General features: G+C 64.1%; 11 protein-coding genes. All 11 read left to right on the forward strand.

Annotated elements, in window-relative coordinates; genetic code table 11:
* Positions 1–51 precede the first annotated feature (51 nt).
* The 11 genes from frr (at position 52) to lpxB (ending at position 12,225) form a co-directional block, all read left to right on the forward strand.
* Complete coding sequence (frr, locus tag ACTGJ9_RS23525) at positions 52–615, forward strand: ribosome recycling factor (protein ID WP_426407304.1); 564 nt, start codon at positions 52–54, stop codon at positions 613–615.
* 130 nt (positions 616–745) lie between these two features.
* Positions 746–1,504: an isoprenyl transferase gene (locus tag ACTGJ9_RS23530; protein WP_456673038.1), complete on the forward strand. Its 759-nt coding sequence runs from the start codon at positions 746–748 to the stop codon at positions 1,502–1,504.
* Entirely contained in the window at positions 1,501–2,343 is an 843-nt protein-coding gene (locus tag ACTGJ9_RS23535; RefSeq protein WP_456673039.1) for a phosphatidate cytidylyltransferase, read from the forward strand. The genes ACTGJ9_RS23530 and ACTGJ9_RS23535 overlap by 4 nt, the downstream gene beginning before the upstream one ends.
* 4 nt (positions 2,344–2,347) lie before the next feature.
* Positions 2,348–3,571 carry a 1-deoxy-D-xylulose-5-phosphate reductoisomerase gene (dxr, locus tag ACTGJ9_RS23540; RefSeq protein WP_456673040.1) on the forward strand — a complete coding sequence of 408 codons (1,224 nt, stop codon included), beginning with the start codon at positions 2,348–2,350 and terminating at the stop codon, positions 3,569–3,571.
* A gap of 44 nt (positions 3,572–3,615) precedes the next feature.
* Positions 3,616–4,767 carry an RIP metalloprotease RseP gene (rseP, locus tag ACTGJ9_RS23545; RefSeq protein WP_456673041.1) on the forward strand — a complete coding sequence of 384 codons (1,152 nt, stop codon included), beginning with the start codon at positions 3,616–3,618 and terminating at the stop codon, positions 4,765–4,767.
* Positions 4,768–4,943: 176 nt separating this feature from the next.
* Positions 4,944–7,499, forward strand: coding sequence for an outer membrane protein assembly factor BamA (gene bamA / locus ACTGJ9_RS23550; RefSeq protein WP_456673042.1), 2,556 nt, complete (start codon positions 4,944–4,946; stop codon positions 7,497–7,499).
* 145 nt (positions 7,500–7,644) lie between these two features.
* A complete protein-coding gene (gene lpxD / locus ACTGJ9_RS23555; protein ID WP_456673043.1) occupies positions 7,645–8,712 on the forward strand; it encodes a UDP-3-O-(3-hydroxymyristoyl)glucosamine N-acyltransferase in 1,068 nt (355 codons plus the stop codon).
* Positions 8,709–9,170: a 3-hydroxyacyl-ACP dehydratase FabZ gene (gene fabZ / locus ACTGJ9_RS23560; protein ID WP_018320213.1), complete on the forward strand. Its 462-nt coding sequence runs from the start codon at positions 8,709–8,711 to the stop codon at positions 9,168–9,170. The genes lpxD and fabZ overlap by 4 nt, the downstream gene beginning before the upstream one ends.
* 205 nt (positions 9,171–9,375) lie before the next feature.
* Complete coding sequence (lpxA, locus tag ACTGJ9_RS23565) at positions 9,376–10,167, forward strand: acyl-ACP--UDP-N-acetylglucosamine O-acyltransferase (protein ID WP_456673044.1); 792 nt, start codon at positions 9,376–9,378, stop codon at positions 10,165–10,167.
* Positions 10,168–10,186: 19 nt separating this feature from the next.
* A complete protein-coding gene (locus ACTGJ9_RS23570; RefSeq protein WP_456678601.1) occupies positions 10,187–11,044 on the forward strand; it encodes an LpxI family protein in 858 nt (285 codons plus the stop codon).
* Positions 11,041–12,225 carry a lipid-A-disaccharide synthase gene (gene lpxB, locus ACTGJ9_RS23575; RefSeq protein WP_456678602.1) on the forward strand — a complete coding sequence of 395 codons (1,185 nt, stop codon included), beginning with the start codon at positions 11,041–11,043 and terminating at the stop codon, positions 12,223–12,225. The genes ACTGJ9_RS23570 and lpxB overlap by 4 nt, the downstream gene beginning before the upstream one ends.
* Positions 12,226–12,229: the final 4 nt, after the last annotated feature.

Genomic DNA, 12,229 nt, shown 5'->3' on the forward strand with positions numbered 1-12,229 from the left:
GCCCGAGGGAAGGGCGCGGTGAGGTCGCCGGGATATTGAAGGAGAAACGTGATGGCCACGGGTAATTTCGACCTCAACGAAGTGAAGCGCCGCATGCAGGGCGCGGTCCAGTCGCTCAAGCACGAGCTTGGCGGCCTGCGTACCGGCCGCGCGTCGGCCTCGATGCTCGATCCGGTGCAGGTCGAGGCGTATGGCAGTCACATGCCACTCAATCAGCTCGCCACGGTCAGCGTGCCCGAACCGCGCCTGATCTCGGTACAGGTCTGGGACAAGTCGATGGTGAAGCCGGTCGAGAAGGCGATCGTCGATTCCAATCTCGGCCTGTCGCCTGCGACCGAAGGCCAGGTGCTGCGCCTGCGCATCCCCGAGCTGAACGAGGAGCGCCGCAAGGAGCTGGTCAAGGTCGCGCACAAATACGCCGAAGCCGCCAAGGTGGCTGCGCGTCACGTCCGTCGCGACGGTCTCGATGTTCTGAAGAAGCTCGAGAAGAATCACGAGATGTCGGAGGACGATCAGAAGCGTCACGCCGACGAGGTGCAGAAGGTGACCGATGGCACCATCACCGAGATCGATCAGCTGCTGGCCGCCAAAGAAAAAGAAATCCTCACCGTCTGAAGCGCGATGAGCGATTATCATCCCGCTTTGGAGTATTGTTCGCGCATGATCTCCGCGCAAGCGCGTTCAGCGTTTGTCGCGAGGGAACACCGCTTCGCGCTCCTCCGGATCATGCTTTAAGGCCGCCTCCATGTCTAACGCCGCCGCGCCCGCAACGGAAGGACCAGACCGGTCCGACGCGCCTGCGCATGTCGCCATCATCATGGATGGCAACGGGCGGTGGGCGGCCGCGCGTGGTCTGCCGCGGGCGGAGGGGCATCGCCGCGGTGTCGAGGCGCTGCGCCGCGTGGTGCGTGCCTCGCACGAGCTCGGCATCCGCTATCTCACTATCTTCTCGTTCTCCTCGGAGAACTGGTCGCGCCCGGCGAGCGAGATCGGCGATCTCTTCGGTCTGCTCAAGCGCTTCATCCGCAACGACCTCGCGACCCTGCATCGCGATGGCGTCAAGGTTCGGATCATCGGCGAGCGCGACGGGCTCGAGGGCGACATCTGCGCGCTGCTGAACGAGGCCGAAGAATTGACGCGCGACAACACGCGCCTCACGCTCGTCGTCGCCTTCAACTACGGCTCGCGGCAGGAAATTGCGAAAGCGGCGCAGAAACTTGCGCGCGAAGTTGCAGACGGCAAGCGCGATCCTGCCTCGATCGACGCCGACGCGCTCGGCGGCCATCTCGACGCGCCCGACGTTCCCGATCCCGATCTCATCATCCGCACCAGCGGCGAGCAGCGGCTATCCAATTTCCTGATGTGGCAGGCCGCCTATAGCGAGCTCGTGTTCGTGCCGGTCCACTGGCCCGATTTCGACAAGGCGGCGCTCGAAAGCGCGATCGCCGAATTCGCCAGGCGCGAGCGCCGTTTCGGCGGCCTGGTCGCGAAAACCGCCTCGTGAGCGAACCCGACGCCGCATCGGCGGGCTCTGCGCCCGCTTCCAGCAACCTCGTGATGCGAGTCCTCGCAGCGCTGGTGCTGGCGCCGCTTGCCATTGCGCTCGCCTATGCCGGCGGTTGGCTGTGGGCGCTCCTCGTCACCCTGGTGTCGATCGGACTGTTCGCGGAATGGCTGATGGTGGTGGGGGCGGGATCTGCCGCGCTGACCGCTTCCGGGACCATCATTCTCGCCATCATGGGCTTCTGCGTTGCGTTCGGTGCATTGAAGACTGCCGTGATCACCGGCTGCATCGGCGGCGCGATCGTGACGCTGATCGCGCGGGGCAAGTTCGTCTGGGCGGCGACTGGATTCGCCTATGCCTCCGCGGCCCTGCTGGCCTCGATCCTGCTGCGGCAGGATCTCGCGCACGGCTTCGCCGCGCTGATGTTCGTGCTGCTGGTGGTGTGGGCGACCGATATCGGCGGTTATTTCGCAGGCCGCAGCATTGGTGGACCGAAGCTTTGGCCGCGCGTCAGTCCCAAGAAGACCTGGGCCGGCGCGTTCGGCAGCGTTGCGGCGAGCCTTGCGGTCGCGGCCGGCTTTGCCGCCTGCGGAATCGGAAAGGCGGTTCCGCTGCTGCTCGTGAGCGCCGTCCTGACGGTGGTTTCGCAGCTCGGCGATCTCTTCGAATCCGCAGTGAAAAGACGCTTCGGCGTCAAGGATTCCAGTCACTTAATTCCCGGCCATGGCGGACTTCTGGACCGCCTCGACGGCTTTGTCGCCGCCGTCCTGGTGGCATGGATTATCGGCTTCCTCCGCCATGGCGTGCATAGCGCCGGAGGCGGTCTTATGGTTTGGTGAGGATATGAGTGCAGTCCCTTTGCGTAACAACAAGCCTGTTGCGGCCGACATCCGCAGCGTCACGGTGCTCGGTGCCACCGGCTCGATCGGCGACAGCACGATGGATCTGCTGCGCGCCTCGCCCGAGCGCTATCGCGTCGAGGCGCTGACCGCGAACGGCAATGTCGAGGCGCTGGCGAAGCTTGCGAAGGAATTCTCCGCGCGCTTCGTCGCGATCGCAGACGCCTCAAAGTTCGCCGAACTCAAGTCCGCACTTGTGGGCACGCGCACCGAATGCGGCGCCGGCGAAAGCGCGGTCATCGAAGCGGGCGCGCGTCCGGCCGATTGGGTGATGGCGGCTGTGAGCGGCGCGGCCGGACTGAAGCCGGCTCTGGCCGCGGTCGATCGCGGCGCGCATGTCGCGCTCGCGAACAAGGAATGCCTGGTTTGCGCCGGCGATTTCTTCATGCAGCGCGCGGCGAAAGCTGGCGCCTGTATCTTGCCGGCCGATTCCGAGCACAACGCGCTGTTCCAGGCGCTGGCATCGGGCAATCGCGACGAGCTGGTTCGCGTCATCATCACTGCCTCGGGCGGCCCGTTCCGCACCTGGAAGCCGGCCGACATCGAGCAGGCGACCCTCGAACAGGCGCTGAAGCATCCGAACTGGAGCATGGGCCAGAAGATCACGATCGATTCCGCCTCGATGATGAACAAGGGGCTCGAGGTGATCGAGGCGTCCTATCTGTTCGCGCTGAGCCCTGATGAGATCGACGTCCTGGTGCATCCTCAGTCGATCATTCACGGCATGGTCGAGTTCTCCGACCGGTCGGTCATGGCCCAGCTCGGCTCGCCCGACATGCGTACGCCGATCGCCCATTGCCTTGGCTGGCCCGATCGGATCAAGGGACCGGCAGCCAAGCTCGATCTGGCCAAGATCGGCCAACTGACTTTCGAGGCACCGGATTTCGAGCGGTTCCCCGGGCTTCGCCTGGCGTTCGATGCGCTCCGGCACGGGAAGGGGGCAACCACAGTCTACAACGCCGCCAACGAGGTCGCGGTCGCGGCCTTCATCGCCGGCAAGATCCGGTTCGGCGCCATTGCCCGGTTGGTCGAGGCGACGCTGGAGGACTGGATCCGGGGCGGGAACCAAGCCCCCATGACGTCAGCGGATGATGCAATATCCGTTGACCATGTTTCACGAAATAAAGCTGCCGCCCTATTGCCTCAAATTGCCTTAAAGGCATCCTAGATGGTTCGGGGCCAGGGCCTAGCGGCGCTGGGTGAGGGAATTCGATGATCGACTTTTTCGTCCATAGTTTCAATACGTTGAGCCATGGGCTCCTTGGTTACGTGGTTCCCTTCCTGTTCGTCCTGACCATCGTCGTGTTCTTCCACGAACTCGGCCATTTCCTGGTCGCGCGCTGGGCTGGCGTTCGGGTGCTGACTTTTTCGCTCGGTTTCGGACCTGAGCTCGTCGGTTTCAACGATCGCCACGGCACCCGCTGGAAGATCTCGGCGATCCCGCTCGGCGGCTATGTCAAGTTCTTCGGCGACGAGAGTGAGGCTTCGACCCCCTCGGCTGAAGCGCTCGCGGCCATGACGGCCGAGGAGCGCGCCGGGAGCTTTCACCACAAGAAGGTCGGCCCGCGCGCTGCCATCGTCGCGGCAGGTCCAATTGCCAATTTCATCCTCGGCGCCCTGATCTTCGCAGGCATGGCCCTGTATTACGGCAAGCCGAGCACGATCGCGCGCGTCGACGGCGTCGTGGCCGATGGTGCTGCGGCCGCCGCCGGCTTCAAGATCGGCGACGTCGTCGTGCAGATCGACGGCAAGCCGATCGAGAGCTTTGCCGACATGCAGCGGATCGTCGCGACGAGTGCCGGTTCAGCGCTGTCTTTTCAGGTGAAGCGGGATGGCACGATCGTGTCGCTGACCGCGACGCCGGCGCTGCTCGAGCGCAAGGATCCGTTCGGCAACAGCCACCGCGTCGGCGTGCTTGGCGTCGAGCACAAGTCACAAGCCGGTGAGGCCTCGACCGCGCCGGTCGGTGTCGGCGAGGCGCTCAAGATCGGGGTCGAGCAGGTCTGGTTCATTATCACCAGCACCTTCAAGTTCCTGGGTTCCTTGTTCATCGGCCAGGGCAATCCGAATGAGGTCAGCGGCGTTCTCGGCATCGCCAAGATGTCGGGGCAGGCGGCCAGCGCCGGGTTCCAATTTGTCATCAATTTGTGCGCCGTGCTGTCGGTGTCGATCGGGCTTCTGAACCTGTTCCCGATCCCGCTGCTCGATGGAGGCCACCTTCTGTTCTACACGGCCGAGGTGGTGCGTGGCCGTCCGCTGTCCGAGCGGACCCAGGAGATGGGCTTCCGAATCGGGCTCGGTCTGGTGCTGATGCTGATGGTGTTCGCGACCTACAACGACATCCTGCGGATGGCGGCGTCCTAATAGGGGCTTTTGTGTGGCGTTGCTGATGAGCAACGTCTTGGAATGAAATTGAAATTACAGCGCGTTCGGCCGTTTGCGGTGTCGGGGAAATTGGCTACAAGCGGCTTCGAACTTGGGGAATCTCCCAGACCGGCTTTGGGGTTGGGTCTGGTAAGCTGATAAGGGCGCGTTGCGCAATGAAGTTTGGACTGCGACTCCGGGGGGGCTTGCTCGCAACCCTGATCATGTTCGGCGCGCCGGTGTTTGCCCCGGTTGGGGCTGTTTTGGTGTCTTCGCCTGCGCTCGCTCAGACCGTGCAGTCGATTTCCGTCGAAGGGAATCGCCGCGTCGAGGTGGAGACGATCCGCTCCTATTTCAAGCCCGGTCCGGGTGGGCGCCTCGATCAGGCTGCCATCGATGACGGCCTCAAGGCGCTGATCGAGACGGGCCTGTTCCAGGACGTGAAGATCAACCGCGGCGCCGGTGGCCAGATCGTCGTTTCCGTGGTGGAAAACCCGGTGATCGGGCGCATCGCGTTCGAGGGCAACAAGAAGATCAAGGACGAGCAGCTCACTGCGGAGGTCCAGTCCAAGGCCCGCGGCACGTTCTCCCGCGCCATGGTGCAGTCGGACACGCTGCGGATCGCCGAAATCTATCGCCGCTCCGGCCGCTATGACGTGACCGTCACGCCGGAGATCATCGAGCAACCGAACAACCGCGTCGATCTCATTTTCACGGTCAACGAGGGCGCCAAAACCGCGGTCAAGTCGATCGAGTTCATCGGCAACACCGCGTTCTCGTCCTACCGCCTCAGGGACGTCATCAAGACGCACGAATCGAACCTGCTGAGCTTCCTCAGTAGCGGTGACATCTACGATCCGGACCGCGTCGAGGCCGACCGCGACCTGATTCGCCGCTTCTACCTGAAGAACGGCTTCGCCGACGTTCAGGTGGTGGCTGCGCTCACCGAATACGATCCGGAGAAGAAGGGCTTCAACGTCACCTTCAAGATCGAGGAAGGCCAGCAGTACCGCGTCGGCTCCGTCGATTTCCGCACCAGCATCCAGAACTTCGACCCGAGCACGCTGCGCAGCTTCTCGCGCATCAATGTCGGCTCGCTCTACAACGTCGAATCGGTCGAGAAGTCGGTCGAGGACATGCAGATCGAGGCCTCACGCCGCGGCTATGCCTTCGCAGTGGTGCGTCCGGGCGGCGATCGCAATTTCGATGCGCACACCGTCTCCGTCGTGTTCAACGTCGATGAAGGTCCGCGCACTTATATCGAGCGCATCAATATCCGCGGAAACACCCGTACCCGTGACTACGTGATCCGTCGCGAGTTCGACATCTCCGAGGGCGATGCCTACAACCGTGCTCTGGTCGACCGCGCCGAGCGCCGCCTGAAGAACCTCGACTACTTCAAGACCGTGAAGATCACGACGGAGCCGGGCTCTTCCAGCGACCGCGTGGTCCTGATCGTTGATCTCGAAGAAAAGTCGACCGGCGACTTCTCGGTCTCTGGCGGTTACTCCACCACCGACGGTGCGCTGGCCGAAGTCTCGGTCTCCGAGCGTAACCTGCTCGGCCGCGGCCTGTTCGCCAAGGCGTCGGTCACATACGGCCAGTACGCCCGCGGCTATTCGCTGTCGTTCGTCGAGCCGTATCTGCTCGACTACCGCGTCGCGCTGGGCCTCGACATGTATCAGCGCACCCAGCTGTCCAACAGCTACATCTCCTACGGCACCAAGACGCTGGGCTTCTCGCCGCGCCTCGGCTTCGCGCTGCGTGAGGACTTGTCGCTCCAGCTGCGCTACTCGATCTACCGGCAGGAAATCACGCTGCCGTCCTTTCTGGCGAACTGTAACAACAACCAGTTCCTGGCTGACGGTGTGACACCGAATCCCGCATTCAATCCGAGTCCGGCTTTTGCGAATGCGACTGGCATCGCCCTGGACCCGGCAACCAACGGTCTCGGCTGCTATAGCGATGGTGAAGCGTCGCTCCCGGTCCGCAAGGAGCTGGCGAACGGCAAAACGCTGACCTCTGCGCTTGGCTACACGCTGACCTACAACACGCTCGACAACAACAAGAACCCGACCGACGGCCTGCTCATCGACTTCAGGCAGGACTTCGCCGGTGTCGGCGGCGACGTCTCCTACCTGAAGACCGTGGCCGATGCGAAGTACTACCAGTCACTGGTATCGGACCTGGTCGGTGTCGTCCATCTCCAGGGCGGCATCCTGAACAAGGTCGGCAGCGATCTGCGCATGCTGGATCATTTCCAGATGGGCCCGAACCTCGTCCGCGGCTTTGCGCCGAACGGCATCGGTCCGCGCGATTTGAATCCCTTTGGTACGCAGGACGCGCTTGGCGGCACCAAATATTGGGGCGCTTCGCTGGAATTGCAGATGCCGTTCTGGTTCCTGCCGAAGGAAGTCGGTCTGAAGGGCGCTGTCTACGCCGACGCCGGTGGTCTCTTCGACTATCAGGGCCCGACGACGTGGTCGGTGACCAACGAAATGACCACGACCAGGAACTCGAACTGTACGCCGTCGACCGTCAATCCGGCCAGCGCTGGAACTTGTACCGGCCTGGTGTATGACAATGGCAATGTGGTCCGGTCGTCGGTCGGTGTCGGTCTGATCTGGGCCTCGCCGTTCGGTCCGCTGCGCTTCGACTATGCGGTGCCGCTCACCAAGGGCAAGAATGACCGTACGCAGGAATTCCGGTTCGGCGGCGGCACCTCGTTCTAATTCGATCGGCAGGCATGATCCGGCCCGCTCGGGAGTCCAGGGGCTTCCTGGGGGCCGGTTGCCAAAAAGATCGTGCTCAATCCATGAGATGAGGCATGATGCGGCCTTTCCGCTTCATGCCGAAGCCGGACCGCGACGGGGTGGAATGGCGCAGCCGACCTTCTTTAGGAAACCGCCGGCATCAACGCTGGCTGACATCGCCGCGCTGACAAGGGCGCAATTGGTCGATCCTGTCAGGGGTGGTCATGTCATCACGGGTCTTGCTTCGCTGGACGAAGCCGGCCCGATGCATCTGGCGTTCTTCGACAATCTCAAATACGCCGATGAGCTCAAGGCGACCAGGGCTGGCGCTTGTCTGGTGAGCCCGCGTTTCGAAAGCCAGGTGCCGGCGCATGTGGCCGTGCTGCGGGTGGCGCAGCCGTTCCGCGCCTTTGTCGGGATCGCCCGGGAATGGCATGGCGATGCGTTGCGCCCACAGTCCTGGTTCGGCAATGACGGCATTGCGCCGTCTGCCATCATCGACCCGTCGGCGCGGCTGGAGGACGACGTCATCGTCGAGCCGCTGACCGTCATCGGTCCGGATGTCGAGATCGGCAGCGGCAGCGTGATCGGCGCCGGCGTGGTGCTTGGTCCGGGCGTCAAGATCGGGCGGGACTGCAATGTCGGCGCCCGCACGGCCATCCAATGCGCATTGATCGGCAACAACGTGCTGATCCACCCCGGTTGCTCGATCGGCCAGGACGGTTATGGCTTCATCTTCTTCGGCCCCGAGGGCCATCTGAAGGTGCCCCAGACCGGCCGTGTGCTGATCCAGAACAACGTGGAAGTCGGCGCCGGCACCACCATCGATCGCGGCTCCCTGCGGGACACGGTGATCGGGGAGGGCACCAAAATCGACAATCAGGTCCAGATCGGCCACAATGTGACGATCGGCCGGAACTGCCTGCTGGCGGCCCAGATCGGGCTCGCGGGCAGCCTGACGATCGGCGACAACGTCGCCTTGGGAGCAAAGGTGGGCATCAACAATCACCTCAAGATCGGTGACGGCGCCCAGGTCACCGCGATGAGCGGGGTCAAGGATGACATCCCGCCGAACGGTCGCTGGGGCGGATTTTTTGCCAAGCCGACCAAACAATGGTTCAAGGAAATTATTGCGGTGGAGCGCCTGGTACGCGACAGCAAGGCCGATCCGAAGGACGAGGGGCGGGAATGACGGCGGAATCACCTGTTAAATTCGAGCTGGTGGATATCAATGCGATCCTCCAGACCCTGCCGCACCGTTTTCCGATGCTCCTGATCGACCGTGTGATCAACATCCGGGCCGATTACAGCGGCATCGGCATCAAGAACGTCACCTTCAACGAGCCGGCCTTCCAGGGCCATTTCCCCGAACGTCCGGTCTATCCGGGCGTGATGATGATCGAGGCGATGGCGCAGACCGCCGGCGTGATCGGCATCAAGTCGGTCGAGGGCACCGAGAAGCCGCGCGCGGTCTATTTCCTCACGATCGACAAGTGCAAGTTCCGCAAGCCGGTGCTGCCCGGCGATACCATCGAGTATCACATGCGCTCGGTCGGCCGCCGCAAGGCCATGTGGTGGTTTCACGGCGACGCCAAGGTCAACGGCCAGGTCGTCGCCGAAGCTGATGTCGGGGCGATGCTGACGGACTGAGGCGGACTGGCGAATGGCGAGCAGGGAGTGGATAGCGAGCAGGGAGTGGCGAATAAGCTGCTCTATTCCCTTCTGTTCGCTACTCTCGATTCGCCATTTGCTCTGAGCGAAACACGCCGAGATCATGCGTCACTGGACAGATCGGGCGCAGTCGCGCTAACCACCGGAAAGCTGAGCAAGTTCAACACATAGTCAGACCTTCTTGATGAGTAAGATCGACCCCACCGCACGGGTGGAAAACGGCGCCGTGATCGGCGAGGGCACCGAGATCGGGCCCTTTTGCATCATCGGTCGCAACGCCAGGATCGGGGCCAATTGCAAGCTGATCGGACAGGTCACCGTGATCGGCCATACCTCGGTCGGGGACAATTGCGTGATCTCGCCGTTCGCAGTGCTCGGCGGCGCGCCGCAGGACCTCAGCTACAAGGGCGAGCCGACCACGCTCGAGATCGGTTCCGGCTGCACCATCCGCGAGGGCGCGACCATGAACGTCGGCACCGTCAAGGGTGGCGGCAAGACGCACGTCGGCAACGACGGCTATTTCATGAACAACAGCCATGTCGGCCATGACTGCATGGTCGGCAACAACGCGATCTTCGCGACCTCGGCGACGCTCGGTGGCCATTGCGAGATCGGCGATGCCGTCTATATCGGCGGGCTGTCCGCGGTGCACCAGTTCACGCGCATCGGCTCCTATGTGATGGTGGGCGGCCTCTCGGGCGTGCGCGACGACATCATCCCGTACGGGCTCGCGAACGGCCAATATGCGGTGCTGGAGAGCCTCAACCTGATCGGCATGAAGCGGCGCAAGTTCACCAGGCAGCGCCTCGCCACCGTGCGTGCGTTCTACCAAAAACTCTTCCATGGGCCCGGCACCTTGGCCGAGCGGCTGGAGGCGGCGCGGCCCCTCGAGAGCGAAGATCCTGCGATCGCCGAAATCCTCGGCTTCATCGGCAAGGGCAAGCGTCCGCTCTGTCTTCCCGCCATCGAGAAGTGACAGCGGGATGGCCGCGGACATGACATCGGCGGCTCCAGGGATGTCATCGCCGGTCGGCGTGGTCGCGGGCGGCGGCGCGATGCCGTTCGCGGTTGCCGAGTCGCTTGCCGTGCGCGGCATCACGCCAGTGCTGTTTCCGTTGCGAGGCGCCTGCGATCCGGTGCAAGTGGAGAAATTCCGCCACCGCTGGATCTCGGTCGGTCAGCTCGGCCGCGCCATGCGGCTGTTCCGCGAGGAGGGCTGCCGCGACCTGATCTTCATCGGCACGCTGGTGCGGCCTTCGCTCACCGAGATCCGGTTCGACGTCACCACGTTGCGGCTGCTCGGCAACGTCATCCGCGCCTTCCGCGGCGGCGACGATCATCTGTTGTCGGGCGTCGGGCGCATTCTCGAGCAAGGCGGCTTCCGAATGGTCGGCATCAAGGACGTCGCGCCCGACCTGCTGATGCCCGAGGGCTGCATCACCCGCGCCTGGCCGGCCGACAATGCCAAGGGCGACATCGAACGCGGGCGCGCGGTGCTCACCGCGCTCGGGCCGTTCGACATCGGTCAGGCCGCCGTGGTGATCGACGGCCATGTGGTAGCTGTCGAGGACATCGAGGGCACTGATGCGCTGCTGGCGCGCGTGGCGCGGCTGCGCGAGGAGGGCCGTATCCGTGCTGCGACCGGGCGTGGCGTGCTGGTGAAGGCGCCGAAGAGCGGCCAGGATTTGCGCTTCGACCTGCCGACGATCGGCGCGCGCACGATCGAGGGCGTCGCCAAGGCCGGCCTTGCCGGCGTCGCCGTGATCGCCGGCAACACCATCGCCGCCGAGCCGCAGGCGATGATCGGGCTCGCCGACGCCAAATATCTTTTCGTGGTCGGTCTGCCCGCCTGATGCAGACCCGCGATCCCCAACGGAAGATCTTTCTGATCGCGACGGAGGAATCCGGCGACCGGCTCGGTTCGGCGCTGATGAAGGTGCTGCGCCAGCGCCTCGGCGACGGCGTTGAGTTCGAGGGCGTCGGCGGCCGCACCATGGCGCGCGAGGGGCTCGAGACGCTGTTTCCGATCGAGGAGCTGTCGATCGTCGGCTTTGCCGCGGTGGTGCAGCAGCTGCCGAAAATCCTGCGGCTGATCCGCGAGACCGCGGATGCCGTGACCGAGGCCGCGCCCGACGCGCTGGTCATCATCGACAGTCCCGATTTCACCCATCGCGTGGCGCGCCGCGTCCGCGCGAAGAATCCGGAGATCCCCGTCATCGACTACGTCTCGCCCTCGGTCTGGGCCTGGCGACCGGGCCGCGCGCGCGCGATGCTTGGTTATGTCGATCACGTGCTGGGCCTGCTGCCGTTCGAGCCGGAGGAGTACCGCAAGCTGAAAGGGCCGCCATGCAGCTATGTCGGCCATCCTCTGATCGAGCAACTGCCGTCGCTGCGCCCGGACCCTGACGAGCAAGCGCGCCGCGACAGCGACCCGCCGGTGCTGCTGGTGCTGCCGGGCAGCCGCCGCAGCGAGATTCGGCATCATCTCGGCCTGTTCGGCGCTGCGCTCGGGCGATTGCAGGCTGCGGGCCGCATGTTCGAATTGATGCTGCCGACAATGCCGCATCTGGAAGCCACGGTCCGCGCAGGCGTGGCGACATGGCCGGTCAAGCCGCAGATCGTGGTCGGCGAAACCGAGAGGCGCGCCGCATTCCGGATCGCGCGTGCAGCGCTGGCGAAATCCGGGACGGTGACGCTGGAGCTCGCGCTGTCAGGCATTCCGATGGTGACCGCCTATCGCGTCGGCGCGATGGAGGCTTTCATCCTGCGCCGCGCCATCCAGGTCTCCTCGGTGATCCTCGCCAATCTCGTGATCGGCAAGGACGTGATCCCCGAATTTTTGCAGGAGGATTGCACGCCGGAGAAGCTCGCAGCAGCACTGTCCGAGGTGCTGACGGAGACGCCGATGCGCAAGCAACAGGTCGAAGCCTTCGCGCAGCTCGACACCATCATGTCCACCGGCAATAAATCACCGAGCGTGCTCGCCGCCGACATCGTGCTCGCGACGATGCGCAAGGGGCGGCGCTCGTCCTGAGCTT

Source organism: Bradyrhizobium sp. RDM12 (assembly GCF_051917485.1).
GTDB lineage: Bacteria > Pseudomonadota > Alphaproteobacteria > Rhizobiales > Xanthobacteraceae > Bradyrhizobium.